Raw genomic sequence first — 12,882 nt, forward strand, 5'->3', positions numbered from 1 at the left:
ACGCGCGTGCCGCGCTCAGAGGTTGGTCATGTCCACGGGGATGCGGGCGTCAGCGCCGTCCCGGAGGATCGTGGCCTCGATCAGACCGTACGGGCGGTCCGCGGCGAAGTAGACCTCGTTGTCGTTCTTCAGGCCGAACGGCTCGAGGTCGACGAGGAAGTGGTGCTTGTTCGGGAGCGAGAAGCGGACCTCGTCGATCTCCGAGCGGTGGTTGATGATGCGCGAACCCATCTGGTACAGGGTCTGCTGCAGCGAGAGGGAGTAGGTCTCCGCGAAGGCCTGGAGCATGTGCTTCTTGGTCTCGGCGTAGGACTTCTCCCAGTTGGGCATCCGCTGCTCGTCGTCCGACCAGTTGAAGCGCCAGCGGCCCGACACCTGGGTGGCCAGGATGCGGTCGTACGCCTCCTGCAGGGTCGTGTACTTGTCCTTCACGTAACCCCAGAACTCCGAGTTCGTGGAGTTCATGACGATCAGGTCCTTGAGGCCGGAGATGACCTCCCAGTTCTGGCCGTCGTACGTGATCTGGGTGACGCGGGTCTCCATGCCCTTGCGGACGAAGGAGTGGTTGACCTCGTCGGAGCCGATGAACTTGGAGTTGGCGTCCGAGGTGGCGATCCGGTCCCAGGCGTACTCCTCGATCCGGATGCGCGCACGCTGGATCGGCTCCTGGCTGTTCACGAACCAGCGCGCCAGGTGGATGCCGAACTGCTCGGCGGACTCGATGCCGTACTCCTTGGCGAACGCGTACACCGTGTTCTTGGTGGTGTCGGTCGGCAGGACGTTGGCGTTCGAGCCGGAGTAGTGGACGTCGTCCATGTCGCCGGAGAGGGCGACCGAGACGTTCAGGTCCTTGATGTGGTGGGTGTCGCCGTCCCGCGTGATCTTGACGACGCGGTTCTCTGCCTTGCCGTACTGGTTCTGGCCCAGAATCGTGGCCATGCTAGCTCCCTCGGTAAACGGAGTAGCCGAACGGGTTGAGCAGCAGCGGTACGTGGTAGTGCTCGCCCGGGTTCACCGCAAAGGTGATGGTGACCTCGGGGAAGAACGCACCGCTGTCCCTTACGCGGGGGGCGTCCTGCTGCGCCTCGGCTTGCTTCTTGGAGAAGTACGTCTCGGTCTCGAAGTCGAGACGTACGTGGGTGGTGCCCTCCGGCAGCGCCGGCAGGTCCTTGCAGCGCCCGTCCGCATCGGTGGCGGAGCCGCCCAGGGCCGCCCACTCGCCGTCGAGACCCGCACGGGCCGACAGGGAGATGGCGACGCCCTCGGCGGGGCGTCCGATGCTGGTGTCCAGGATGTGCGTGGACACCGACGCGGTGGTCTCGGTGCTCATGCTCACGCTCCTTCTTCTGCGAGTTCGACGAGGCGGGTCAGACGGATGCGGTTGATCTTCACGAGCTCGCCGCGGGCGATCTCCCGCTCCTGCTCCGGCGAGTTGTCGATCCGGACCTTGACCGCGTCGCGCATGAACTCACCGGTCGCACCGGTGGCGCAGATGAGGAAGACGTGGCCGAACTTCTCCTGGTACGCCAGGTTCAGTTCGAGGAGCTCGTTCTTGAGCTCCTCCGAGGCGCCGGCCATACCGCGCTGCTCGCGGGCGGAGGTCGGGTCTCCCGGCTTCGGCCGGCCGATCGGCGCGTGGCCTGCCATCGCTTCGGCCAGGTCCTCGGCGGTGAGCTCGGCCATGGCGGCCTCGTTCGCGGAGAACAGGGAGTCGGCGGTGGCGAAGGGGCGCTGGGCGAGCAGCTTGCTCCCCCATGCCGAACTGGCGCACACCTCGTGCAGCTCGGCCGTGGCCGCACTGTCGTCCAAGGCGTTGAACCGGGTGAGACCCGGGGTCGGACTCGAAGTCACGGTAGGCCTCCGTGGCCTGTTGTTGCTTTGACGGGCTGGGCATAGCTAACGCCCTCGACAACACGGCGTCAACACTTTGTTGAAACTTCCCGTACACAAAAGCCGCCGCCCGGATGAATTGGGCGGCGGCTCGTCACAGCGGGTCAAGCAGGTTTCACGCTTTGCTGTTCTTGTTGGGGTTTTCCCTGTTCAGATAGTTGTAGACCGTGAAGCGGCTTACGCCCAGGGCGCCCGCGACCGTCTCCACGCCGTGCCGGACGGAGAAGGCGCCGCGCGCCTCCAGTATCCGGACCACGTCCTGCTTGGACTTCCGGTCGAGCTGTGACAACGGTACGCCGTGCCGGCGCTCCAGCGCCGCCAGGATGTGGTCCAGCGAGTCGGACAGCTGGGGCAGGCGCACGGCCAGCAGCTCCCGGCCCTCCCACGAGAGGACCACGTCGTCGGGCAGGGCCTGGGCCGGATCCATCAGCTCGCCGCCCATCGCATCGACCAGCGGCTTGACCGCGGTGACGAACGGGTGGTCGCGGGGCTCGGTCATGGGGTGTCCTCCCCGATCACGTTGACCTGGAGCGAGACGCGCGTGGCCCCGGACTCCAGCGAGTCGCGCAGCAGCGCGGCCACCGCGGTCAGCACCTCGTCGGCGTCACCCTCGGCGGTGTTGCCGAACGGGCCGACATCCACCGCGTCCAGCTGGGCCTTCTGGATGACCTCGCGAGCGGCCACGGCATGGGCAGGGGCCTCTTCGAGATCGAAGGGCTCGGTCGTGAACTCCACTCTCAATCGCACGCTGGCCAAGCTACCCCGCCGTCTCGTTTTTCCGGCAGTTCGCACTTGACATCCACGACGAGCCCGATGCAGTCTTCCATCAAGCAGAAACTAACTTCCGCAATACGGAAGGAGCGCACACCCCTCATGGGATACACGGACCAGCGCTTCGATGTGAACCTTTCGATCCTCTTCACGGAACTCCCGCTTCTGGAGCGTCCCGCGGCTGCCGCCGCGGCGGGCTTCACGGCGGTCGAGCTGTGGTGGCCCTGGATCGAGACCCCCACCCCCGCTCAGGCGGAGCTCGACGCCCTCAAGAAGGCTCTCGAGGACGCCGGCACCCAGCTGGTGGGCCTGAACTTCTACGCCGGCCAGCTGCCGGGCCCGGACCGCGGTGCGGTCTCGGTACCCGGTGAGGAGTCGGACCGCTTCAACGCCAACATCAACGTGGCCGCGGACTTCGCCGCCTCGGTCGGCTGCAAGGCGCTGAACGCCCTCTACGGCAACCGCGTCGAAGGGGTGGACCCGGCCGTCCAGGACGAGCTCGCCCTGGAGAACCTGGTCGTGGCGGCCCGGGCCGCGGACCGCGTCGGCGCGATCCTCCTGATCGAGACCCTCAACAAGCCCGAGTCGCCGCTCTACCCGCTGGTGAGCGCCCCGGCCGGCATCGAGGTGGTGGACAAGGTGAACGAGGCCACCGGCCTCGGGAACGCCAAGTTCCTGCTCGACCTGTACCACCTGGCGATGAACGATGAGGACCTCTCCGAGGTCATCGAAAAGTACGCCGCCAAGACCGGGCACGTCCAGATCGCGGACAAGCCGGGACGCGGTGCCCCCGGCACCGGCGAGCTGCCCCTCGAGGAGCTGCTCGACCAGCTGAAGAAGGCCGGATACCAGGGCTACGTAGGCCTGGAGTACAAGGCCGCCGACGCCGCCGCCTCTTTCGCGTGGCTGCCGGCCGAGGCCCGCGCCGCCCAGTAGGCGGACCAAGTCCAGGCGATCAGCCAGGCACGACACGAACTTTTCGTACAAAGCATTAAGAGAAGGACCCTCATCATGAGCAACCTCCCCAAGATTGCCTGGATCGGTCTCGGAATCATGGGCTCCCCCATGGCCGAGAACCTCCTGAAGGCCGGCTACTCGGTCACCGGCTTCACGCTGGAGCAGGACAAGCTGGACCGCCTGGCCGCCGCGGGCGGCACCGCCGCCGGCTCGATCGCCGAGGCCGTCGAGGACGCCGACGTCATCATCACGATGGTGCCCGCGTCCCCGCAGGTCGAGGCCATCTCCTACGGCGAGAACGGCATCCTCGAGAACGCGAAGTCCGGTGCGCTGATCATCGACATGTCGTCGATCACCCCGCAGACCTCGATCGACCTCGCGAAGAACGCTGCCGCCAAGGGCATCCGCGTCATCGACGCCCCCGTGTCCGGCGGCGAGGCCGGCGCCATCGAGGCCGTCCTGTCGATCATGGTGGGTGGCGAGCAGGCCGACTTCGACGCGGCGCTGCCGATCCTCGAGGCGCTCGGCAAGGTCATCGTGCTGTGCGGTCCGCACGGCTCCGGCCAGACGGTGAAGGCCGCCAACCAGCTCATCGTCGCGGTGAACATCCAGGCGTGCGCCGAGGCCGTCGTCTTCCTCGAGAAGTCGGGCGTGAACCTCCAGGCCGCCCTGGACGTCCTCAACGGCGGTCTGGCCGGCTCCACGGTCCTGACCCGCAAGAAGGACAACTTCCTGAACCGCGACTTCAAGCCCGGTTTCCGGATCGACCTGCACCACAAGGACATGGGCATCGTCACCGACGCCGCCCGCAACGTCGGTGCGGCCCTCCCGGTCGGCGCGGTCGTCGCCCAGCTGGTCGCCTCGCTGCGCGCCCAGGGTGACGGCGGCCTGGACCACTCGGCTCTGCTGCGCGCGGTCGAGCGCCTCTCCGGCGCCCAGATCTGAGCCCGCGGCCCGCTCGCCGGGCCGCCGCTCCTCCCCCCTTCGGGGGCCTGAGTTTCCGGATGGTGCCGGTGCTGACACCTGTCCTGTCGCGCCCAAGCGCCGGCACCGTCCGGATCACCTCTCTCCATCTTTGTTCAACAAACTGTTGACGCTGCGTTCGGCCTGAAATTAGGCTGTTCCGCATGACGGAATAAGCGTTCCGCCAGCAGGTTCCCGTACGGAAGGTCACCATGTCGAAGCGCACGCTGACGACCGAGTCCGGCGCCCCGGTCGCCGACAACCAGAACTCCGCCACCGCCGGCGTCGGTGGCCCGCTGCTGATCCAGGACCAGCAGCTGCTCGAGAAGCTTGCCCGCTTCAACCGTGAGCGCATCCCGGAGCGCGTGGTGCACGCCCGCGGCTCCGCCGCGTACGGCTACTTCGAGGTGACCGACGACGTCACCGCGTACACCAGCGCCGCGTTCCTGAACACGGTCGGCAAGAAGACCGAGACCTTCCTGCGGTTCTCCACCGTGGCCGACTCGCTGGGTGGCGCGGACGCGGTCCGCGACCCGCGCGGCTTCGCGCTGAAGTTCTACACCGAAGAGGGCAACTACGACCTCGTCGGCAACAACACCCCGGTGTTCTTCATCAAGGACCCGATCAAGTTCCCCGACTTCATCCACTCCCAGAAGCGCGACCCCTTCACGGGCAAGCAGGAGCCGGACAACGTCTGGGACTTCTGGGCGCACGCCCCCGAGGCGACGCACCAGATCACCTGGCTGATGGGTGACCGCGGCATACCGGCGTCCTACCGCCACATGAACGGCTACGGCTCCCACACGTACCAGTGGACGAACGAGCAGGGCGAGGCCTTCTTCGTCAAGTACCACTTCAAGACGAACCAGGGCATCCGCTGCCTGTCGGGCGAGCAGGCCGCCGAGCTCGTCGGCAAGGACGCGAACTCGCACCAGACCGACCTGCTCCAGGCGATCGAGCGCGGTGTGAACCCGAGCTGGACCCTGTACGTCCAGATCATGCCGGCCGCCGAGGCCGCGGAGTACCGCTTCAACCCGTTCGACCTCACCAAGGTGTGGCCGCACAGCGACTACCCGCTGCAGCGCGTGGGCCGTCTGGTCCTCGACCGCAACCCGGACAACGTCTTCGCCGAGGTCGAGCAGTCCGCCTTCTCCCCGAACAACTTCGTCCCGGGCATCACCGCCTCGCCGGACAAGATGCTCCAGGGCCGTCTCTTCGCGTACGCCGACGCCCAGCGCTACCGCCTCGGTGTGAACCACACCCTGCTGCCGGTCAACGCCCCGAAGGCGACGAAGGCCGAGAACTACGGCCGCGACGGTGTCATGGCGCTGCGCAACGGCTCGCGCCACGACAAGAACTACGAGCCCAACTCGTACCAGGGCCCTGCCGAGACCGGTCTCGCGCTCGGCGCCCCGAAGGCCGTCTCCGGCTACACGGGCACCCACGAGGCCCCGGCCCACACCAAGGACGACGACTTCTTCCAGGCCGGTGAGCTCTACCGCCTGATGTCGGAGGCCGAGAAGCAGCGTCTGGTGGCGAACATCGCCGGCGGCCTGTCTCAGGTCACCCTCGAGGACGTCATCGAAAAGAACCTGGCTCACTTCCACGCCGCGGACGCCGACTACGGCAAGCGCGTCGAGGAGGCCGTCCGCGCCCTGCGCGACGCCTGAGCCGATCAGCTGCACCGGGGACCTGGCGGGAGGTCAGGTCCCGGGTGCCGAGCCCGAGCCGCGGACCCGGATGAGGGGTGGTACGCGGTAAGGGCCGGACGAGGGCCGCGACGGGCGTGTGAGCCAGTGCGGTGGTAATGGGTGCCGAGGCCCGTCTCTTGACCTGAGGGAGACGACGCCGAAGCTCTCGTCACCGCCCGTCGCGGTCCCAGCCACTCCTTATATACAGGGGCCACGCACAGAGTCCCCTGTATGTACGGAGTCCCCCGCACACGGGGACGGCCTCCCCACACACTCCGCCCGGCGATGCGAATGTCCTGTCGCGCCAGCCTCGCACCGTCGGGCGGTCATACCCAAAGCGCCGAGTCACGGACGGTCCCGTGACTCGGCGCTTTGTCATGCGCGGTGGTCGACGATGTCGACGGACAGGTGCGGCCACGACGCGGTGAGCACGGCCAGTGCGTCCGACGTGGGTCCGGACGCCGCGCGCAGGGGCTCGGCGGGGCTGAAGTGGACGGTCGTACCGGTCGTGCCGTCGTCGGCGACCGGTGTCAGGCCGGTCGCCGGAATGCCGTGTTCGTAGCGCTGGAGCCAGGCTCCGCCCGCGCGGCGGTTGGTGTGGACGAGCCACTCGCTGAGCGCCGCGACGACGGACATGCCGCGCCGCGGGTGGCCGTCGGGCAGGATCTGCGCCCCGGGGTGATCGAAGAACCGGAGGTCCCTCGTCGCCATGATCGGCTTCTTCACCGGCCGGCCGTGGTCGTCGAGGCGGGTGTCGGTGCCCCGGCCCTCGTCGGCCACGGACACCGAGCCGTCGGCGTGGAGCGTGACCGTGCACCGCCCCCCGCCGACGCACTCCGCCTCGTCGGCCGCGTAGGCGACGACCTCGAGGAGCAGGTGGGGAAGGCCGCCCGGGGCGAATGCGGCCTGGTTCTCACGGATGTGGGCGAGGTGGTCGGCGTCCACGGAGCCCGCCCAGTCGTGCGTCGTATTGCGCCACGAGGCCGTTGTTCTGTCCATCGCAGCAGTATCAGGGAACGCAGAACGGCCCCCGTTCCTCCTGGCGGAGGGACGGGGGCCGTAGGTTGCAGCCGCTGCTGACGCCTCGGTCGTCAGACCGCCAGCGGGCGGATCGCGGTCGGGGCGTGACCCGGCTCGGTCGCGAGCTCCTCGAACTCGGTGACGTCGCTCATGTCGACCGTCTTGCTCATCGAGATGTTGGTGACGCGCTCCAGGATGGCCTCGACGACCACCGGGACGCTGTACTCGGCGGCGAGCTTCTTCGCCTCCTCGAAGGCGGCGCCCAGCTCGTTCGGGTCGGTGACGCGGATCGCCTTGCAGCCCAGACCCTCGACGACCTTGACGTGGTCGACGCCGTAGACGCCCAGCTCCGGGGTGTTGATGTTCTCGAACTCCAGGTTGACCTCGAAGTTGATGCCGAGGCCGCCCTGCGCCTGACGGATCAGGCCGAGGTAGGCGTTGTTCACCAGGACGTGGACGTACGGGATCTTGTGCTGCGCGCCGACCGCCAGCTCCTCCAGCATGAACTGGAAGTCGTAGTCGCCGGAGAGCGCGACGACGGGGGTCTGCGGGTCGGCGGTGGCGACACCCAGCGCGGCCGGGATGGTCCAGCCGAGCGGGCCGGCCTGGCCGCAGTTGATCCAGTGGCGCGGCTTGAAGACGTGCAGCATCTGTGCGCCGGCGATCTGGGAGAGACCGATGGTGGTGACGTAGCGCGTCTCCGGGCCGAAGGCCTTGTTCATCTCCTCGTAGACGCGCTGCGGCTTCATGGGGATGTTGTCGAAGTGCGTACGGCGCTGCAGCGTGGCCTTGCGCTCCAGGTGCGAGGCGACCCACGCGCTGAGGTCGGGCAGCTTGCCCTCGGCCTTGAGCTCCTTGGCGACCTCGATGAAGATCTCCAGCGCGGCCTTGGCGTCGGAGGCGATGCCGAGGTCCGGGGCGAAGATCTTGCCGAGCTGGGTGGGCTCGATGTCGACGTGGACGAACTTGCGGTCGCCGAGGTAGGCGTCCAGGTTGTAGCCGGTGTGGCGGTTGGCCCAGCGGTTGCCGATGCCGAGGACGAAGTCCGACTCGAGGAACGTCGCGTTGCCGTAGCGGTGCGAGGTCTGGACACCGACCATGCCGGCGGCGAGCTCGTGGTCGTCGGGGATGGTGCCCCAGCCCATCAGCGTGGAGATGACGGGAACGCCGGTCAGCTCGGCGAACTCGACCAGCAGGTCGGAGGCGTCGGCGTTGATGATGCCGCCACCGGCGACGATCAGCGGACGCTCGGACTCCAGCAGGAACTGGATGGCCTTCTCGGCCTGCTTCCGCGTGGCGGCCGGCTTGTGCACGGGCAGCGGCTCGTACAGGTCGGGGTCGAACTCGATCTCGGTGAGCTGGACGTCGATCGGGAGGTCGATCAGGACCGGGCCCGGACGGCCGGAGCGCATCAGGTGGAACGCCTGCTGGAAGACGCCGGGAACCTGCGCGGCCTCGAGGACGGTGGTCGCGGCCTTGGTGACCGGCTTGGCGATCGAGGCGATGTCGACGGCCTGGAAGTCCTCCTTGTGGAGCTTCGCGACCGGAGCCTGACCGGTGATGCACAGGATCGGGATGGAGTCCGCGATGGCCGAGTACAGGCCGGTGATCATGTCGGTGCCGGCGGGGCCGGACGTACCGATGCAGACACCGATGTTGCCCGGGTTGGTGCGGGTGTAGCCCTCGGCCATGTGCGAGGCGCCCTCGACGTGGCGGGCGAGGGTGTGGTTGATGCCACCGACGTTCTTGAGCTCGCGGTAGAACGGGTTGATCGCAGCGCCGGGCACGCCGAACGCTTGCGAAACGCCCTCGCGCTTGAGGATCTCCACTGCAGCGGCGGCGGCTGTCATACGAGGCATCGAGTTCTCCTGCGGGTCTGGCGGTCAGACTGTTTCCCGGGGGCGTTTCCACAATCCGGAAGTTTTGTTCTGCTATACGGAACAAGCTAAGCGGCCAGTCCCCGCACGTCAAGGAGCTTCAGCACCCCGGAACACACCAAATGCCGCGTCTCGCGCAAGCGAGTTGTACGAACCACCGGGACCCGGCCGAATATGAGGGGAAAATCGAGGGCAGGCCCGCCCGTCGGTGGCGGGTGGTGGAGCATGGACCTACGCACAGCGACGGAGGGGGCCCAGCACTCATGGCGGAAGCGGTACCGGTGCGCTGCCCGGCATGCCTGCGCGAGAACGGCTACGCCGCCCCGGTCTTCCCGTGCGCCTGCGGGAGCCCGGTCACCCCGCCCCTGGACCTCGCGGCGCCGCCCCTGCCGCTGACGCACCGCACCTGGTCGGACACCTGGGTGGCGGTGCGGTGCACGGCGTGCGGGCGGGTGAGCGAGTGGCCGCACCCCGAGCTGGGATGCGCCTCGTGCGGAACGGTGGTGCGGATCGCGGTACATCCGGTGGACACGGGGTCGGGGTCGGGGACCGGCCTGCGGGACGGGCTGCCCGCGCGGCCCGGCGTCCGCGGGCGGGCGCCGGGGGCGGATCCGGGGCGGCCGGGCGCTCCGGGCCGGGACGGTCCGGCCGGTGCCACCGGGCGGGTCGGGCCGGCCGGCGCCGACGGCACGTCCGGGACGTCAGGCACGTCCGGCACGTCCGGCACGTCCGGACCGGCTCCCGGGCAGCCTCCGGCGGCACCGGTCCCGCGGCCGGCGTTCCGCCCGGTGACCATCCGTACCGCCCGGGACGCGGTGGCCACCGCCGCCCTGTACCTGCGGTGGCTCGGCTTCCAGGACGTCCGGCAGCCCGACGGGCGGCCCATCCCCGCGGCCGCCGTGGACCTGCGGGCCCCCGGGCTCGTGGCGCAGGTGGACCCGACCACCGCGCCGGCCGGGCTGCGGGCCGTGGAATGCGTCTGGCTGAACGGACTGACGGCGTCCGCGACCAGCGTCTACTTCGCGCTCGCGGGATATACGCAGGACGCCCGCTCCCGCGCGGACGACCTCGGGATACCGCTGTTCGTCATGGACCTCACGGGCATGCCGCAGCCCGTCAACGACCCGGCGGACCAGCTGGTGAGCGCGGGGGCGTAGGCGGGGGCGCAGGGCCCGGGGGCGGGCCGGGCCGGTCGATCGGGCCGCGGGGCAGGACGTAGGCTCGGAACACACGTCCGTATCCGTTGGTTGCTTGCTTGCGTGCCCGCTTGCCTGCCCGGGTGCCCGCCCTTCCCCTGCCGAGGAGAGCCCGATGAGCCTGTACGACATCCCGCTGACCACCCTGTCCGACGAGCCCACCAGCCTGGCGGCCCACAAGGGCAAGGCGATCCTGCTGGTGAACACCGCTTCGCAGTGCGGTCTCACCCCGCAGTACTCGGGACTGGCCCGGCTCCAGTTCGCGTACGAGGAGAAGGGCTTCACCGTCGTCGGCGTGCCCTGCAACCAGTTCGGCGAGCAGGAGCCCGGCAACGCCGAGGACATCGCGACCTTCTGCGCGGCCGGATTCGGCGTGACCTTCCCGATGCTGGAGAAGACCGAGGTCAATGGCGAGAACCGGCACCCGCTGTACCAGGAGCTGGTGAAGACCCCGGACGCCGACGGCGAGGCGGGCGACATCCAGTGGAACTTCGAGAAGTTCCTCATCTCCCCGGCCGGCGAGGTCGTGGCGCGCTTCCGGCCGCGCACCGAGCCCGAGTCCCCCGAGGTCATCGCCGCGATCGAGGCGCAGCTGCCGGCCTGACCTGCCGTACGGAGCGGGGGCGGGCCGGCCGTACGGCCCGACCGCCCCCGCCGGTGGCAGGACCGGACTCAGCCGAGCTCGGTCTCGTCGTACTCCGCCCCCGAGCCGGCCGCGGTCAGCTCCCGCAGCTCCACGCGGCGGATCTTGCCGGACACGGTCTTCGGCAGCTCCGCGAACTCGATGCGGCGGATCCGCTTGTACGGGGACAGCACCGCGCGGGAGTGCGCGAACAGGGCCCGTGCGGTCCCCGGACCGGGCTCCCAGCCGGCGGCGAGCGCGATGTACGCCTTCGGGACGGCCAGCCGCAGCGGATCGGGGGCCGGGACCACGGCGGCCTCGGCGACGGCCTCGTGCTCCAGCAGGGCGCTCTCCAGCTCGAACGGGCTGATCTTGTAGTCGGAGGCCTTGAAGACGTCGTCCGAGCGCCCCACGTAGGTGAGGTACCCGGCCTCGTCGCGCGAGGCGATGTCGCCGGTGCGGTAGAGCCCGTCCGCCATGGCCTCGGCGGTGCGCTCCGGGTCGTCCCGGTAGCCGGTCATGACCCCGGCGGGCCGGCTGCGCAGGTCCACGCAGAGTTCGCCCTCGTCGGGGGACTCCTTGCCGGTGACGGGGTCGAGGAGCACGATCTCGTACCCGGGCGCCGGGCGCCCCATCGAGCCGGGCTTGACGGGGACCCCGGGGAAGTTGCCGACCTGGAGGGTGGTCTCGGTCTGGCCGAAGCCGTCGCGGATGGTGACGCCCCAGGCCTCGCGGACCTTCTCGATGACCTCGGGGTTGAGCGGCTCGCCGGCGGCGACGGCCTCGCGCGGAGGGGTGCGGAGCTTGCCGAGGTCGGACTGGATCAGCATCCGCCACACGGTGGGCGGGGCACAGAAGGTGGTCACGCCGTGCCGGTCCATTTCGGCCATCAGCCGCTCGGCGTCGAAGCGCGCGTAGTTGTGCACGAAGACGGTGGCGCCGGCGTTCCACGGGGCGAAGAGGTTGGACCAGGCGTGCTTGGCCCAGCCGGGCGAGGCGATGTTCAGGTGCACGTCGCCGGGGCGCAGCCCGAGCCAGTACATGGTGGAGAGGTGCCCGATGGGGTACGAGGCGTGCGTGTGCTCGACGAGCTTGGGGCGGGCGGTGGTCCCGGAGGTGAAGTAGAGCATCAGCGGGTCGGTGGAGAGCGTCTCGCCGTCCGGGGTGAAGTGGGCGTCGGCCGCGTACATGTCCTCGAGCCGGCGCCATCCGGTGGGTACGTCCGCTCCGGCGGCGATCCGGGTGTAGGTGCCGGGGACCTCGTCGAACTTGCCGGTGTCCTCGGCGCGCACGACGACGTGCCGTACGTGGCCGCGCTCGATGCGGTCGCGCAGGTCCGCGGCTCCGAGGAGCGGGGTGGCGGGGATGACGACGGCGCGCAGCTTCATCGCGCCGAGCATGACCTCCCACAGCTCGCGCTGGTTGCCGAGCATGACCAGGAGCCGGTCGCCGGCCGCAACGCCCTGGTCGCGCAGCCAGTTGGCGGCGGAGTCGGAGCGTACGGACAGCTCCCCGAAGGAGACGGACCGGCTGGTGCCGTCCTCCTCGACGATGCGCAGGGCGTCGGCGGCGTTGTCGGCGGCGATGTGGTCGAACCAGTCCAGGGCCCAGTTGAAGCGCTCGGGCCGCGGCCAGGTGAATCCGGTGTGGGCGGCTTCGTAGTCCCCGCGGCGTTCGAGCAGGAAGTCGCGTGCGGCCAGGAACTCGGCGGTGGCGCCGCGGTGGCTGGAGCCGGTCCCGGCGTGCTCGGCGCTCGCGGATCGCTCGGCGGTCTCGGCGTTCTCGGCGGTCTCGGCGTTCTCGGCGTTCTCGGCGTTCTCGGCGTTCTCGGCGTTCTCGGCGTTCTCGGCGTTCTCGGCGTTCTCGGCGTTCTCGGCGTTCTCGGCGTTCTCGGC

13 protein-coding genes are annotated in these 12,882 nt (G+C 69.4%); 5 read left to right on the forward strand and 8 right to left on the reverse strand.

The features are described 5' to 3' along the window. Positions 1–15 precede the first annotated feature (15 nt). The 5 genes from pucL to ACFYXK_RS27035 all read right to left on the reverse strand — a co-directional run bounded on the left by pucL (position 16) and on the right by ACFYXK_RS27035 (position 2,637). Positions 16–939 (reverse strand): factor-independent urate hydroxylase, encoded by a 924-nt coding sequence (pucL, locus tag ACFYXK_RS27015; protein ID WP_030293098.1) that lies wholly within the window; start codon positions 937–939, stop codon positions 16–18. Position 940: 1 nt separating this feature from the next. Beyond that, on the reverse strand, positions 941–1,330 hold the full coding sequence (gene uraH / locus ACFYXK_RS27020; protein ID WP_007267387.1) for a hydroxyisourate hydrolase: 390 nt from the start codon (positions 1,328–1,330) through the stop codon (positions 941–943). Between the two features lie 2 nt (positions 1,331–1,332). Beyond that, the gene (uraD, locus tag ACFYXK_RS27025) at positions 1,333–1,851 is read right to left on the reverse strand and encodes a 2-oxo-4-hydroxy-4-carboxy-5-ureidoimidazoline decarboxylase (protein ID WP_053785704.1); all 519 of its coding nucleotides are present in this window, start codon (positions 1,849–1,851) and stop codon (positions 1,333–1,335) included. A 154-nt stretch (positions 1,852–2,005) separates the two neighbouring features. After that, positions 2,006–2,389 carry a helix-turn-helix domain-containing protein gene (locus tag ACFYXK_RS27030; RefSeq protein ID WP_266662320.1) on the reverse strand — a complete coding sequence of 128 codons (384 nt, stop codon included), beginning with the start codon at positions 2,387–2,389 and terminating at the stop codon, positions 2,006–2,008. After that, entirely contained in the window at positions 2,386–2,637 is a 252-nt protein-coding gene (locus tag ACFYXK_RS27035; RefSeq protein ID WP_383509964.1) for a thiamine-binding protein, read from the reverse strand. The genes ACFYXK_RS27030 and ACFYXK_RS27035 overlap by 4 nt, the downstream gene beginning before the upstream one ends. Positions 2,638–2,763: 126 nt before the next feature. Here ACFYXK_RS27035 and ACFYXK_RS27040 point away from each other — a divergent pair, with 126 nt between their 5' ends. From ACFYXK_RS27040 to ACFYXK_RS27050, 3 genes are all read left to right on the forward strand, one after another. Continuing rightward, complete coding sequence (locus ACFYXK_RS27040) at positions 2,764–3,597, forward strand: TIM barrel protein (RefSeq protein ID WP_389413463.1); 834 nt, start codon at positions 2,764–2,766, stop codon at positions 3,595–3,597. A gap of 75 nt (positions 3,598–3,672) precedes the next feature. Then, entirely contained in the window at positions 3,673–4,563 is an 891-nt protein-coding gene (locus ACFYXK_RS27045; RefSeq protein ID WP_389413464.1) for a 2-hydroxy-3-oxopropionate reductase, read from the forward strand. A 230-nt stretch (positions 4,564–4,793) separates the two neighbouring features. Continuing rightward, positions 4,794–6,251 carry a catalase gene (locus ACFYXK_RS27050; protein WP_389413465.1) on the forward strand — a complete coding sequence of 486 codons (1,458 nt, stop codon included), beginning with the start codon at positions 4,794–4,796 and terminating at the stop codon, positions 6,249–6,251. A gap of 396 nt (positions 6,252–6,647) precedes the next feature. Here the strand turns inward: ACFYXK_RS27050 and ACFYXK_RS27055 are convergent, their stop codons facing one another. After that, positions 6,648–7,271: an ATP-binding protein gene (locus tag ACFYXK_RS27055; protein WP_389413466.1), complete on the reverse strand. Its 624-nt coding sequence runs from the start codon at positions 7,269–7,271 to the stop codon at positions 6,648–6,650. Between the two features lie 92 nt (positions 7,272–7,363). Then, positions 7,364–9,142 (reverse strand): glyoxylate carboligase, encoded by a 1,779-nt coding sequence (gene gcl / locus ACFYXK_RS27060; protein WP_389413521.1) that lies wholly within the window; start codon positions 9,140–9,142, stop codon positions 7,364–7,366. A 290-nt stretch (positions 9,143–9,432) separates the two neighbouring features. Between gcl and ACFYXK_RS27065 the strand changes: the two genes are divergently transcribed. Further along, positions 9,433–10,326, forward strand: a complete 894-nt coding sequence (locus tag ACFYXK_RS27065) for a hypothetical protein (RefSeq protein ID WP_389413467.1) — start codon at positions 9,433–9,435, stop codon at positions 10,324–10,326. Positions 10,327–10,480: 154 nt separating this feature from the next. Next, positions 10,481–10,969 (forward strand): glutathione peroxidase, encoded by a 489-nt coding sequence (locus ACFYXK_RS27070; RefSeq protein WP_383509946.1) that lies wholly within the window; start codon positions 10,481–10,483, stop codon positions 10,967–10,969. Between the two features lie 68 nt (positions 10,970–11,037). Here the strand turns inward: ACFYXK_RS27070 and ACFYXK_RS27075 are convergent, their stop codons facing one another. After that, a complete protein-coding gene (locus tag ACFYXK_RS27075) occupies positions 11,038–12,687 on the reverse strand; it encodes an AMP-binding protein (protein WP_389413522.1) in 1,650 nt (549 codons plus the stop codon). Positions 12,688–12,882 lie beyond the last annotated feature (195 nt).

The organism is Streptomyces sp. NPDC002209 (genome assembly GCF_042890265.1).
Classification (GTDB): domain Bacteria; phylum Actinomycetota; class Actinomycetes; order Streptomycetales; family Streptomycetaceae; genus Streptomyces.

Bases quoted from the DNA above. Each gene is read 5' to 3' on its own strand.
- ACFYXK_RS27070 (WP_383509946.1), top strand. From the start codon at position 10,481: ATGAGCCTGTACGACATCCCGCTGACCACCCTGTCCGACGAGCCCACC.
- ACFYXK_RS27050 (WP_389413465.1), top strand. From the start codon at position 4,794: ATGTCGAAGCGCACGCTGACGACCGAGTCCGGCGCCCCGGTCGCCGAC.
- gcl (WP_389413521.1), bottom strand. From the start codon at position 9,142: ATGACAGCCGCCGCCGCTGCAGTGGAGATCCTCAAGCGCGAGGGCGTT.
- ACFYXK_RS27030 (WP_266662320.1), bottom strand. From the start codon at position 2,389: ATGACCGAGCCCCGCGACCACCCGTTCGTCACCGCGGTCAAGCCGCTG.
- uraH (WP_007267387.1), bottom strand. From the start codon at position 1,330: ATGAGCACCGAGACCACCGCGTCGGTGTCCACGCACATCCTGGACACC.
- ACFYXK_RS27055 (WP_389413466.1), bottom strand. From the start codon at position 7,271: ATGGACAGAACAACGGCCTCGTGGCGCAATACGACGCACGACTGGGCG.
- ACFYXK_RS27065 (WP_389413467.1), top strand. From the start codon at position 9,433: ATGGCGGAAGCGGTACCGGTGCGCTGCCCGGCATGCCTGCGCGAGAAC.
- ACFYXK_RS27040 (WP_389413463.1), top strand. From the start codon at position 2,764: ATGGGATACACGGACCAGCGCTTCGATGTGAACCTTTCGATCCTCTTC.
- ACFYXK_RS27045 (WP_389413464.1), top strand. From the start codon at position 3,673: ATGAGCAACCTCCCCAAGATTGCCTGGATCGGTCTCGGAATCATGGGC.
- pucL (WP_030293098.1), bottom strand. From the start codon at position 939: ATGGCCACGATTCTGGGCCAGAACCAGTACGGCAAGGCAGAGAACCGC.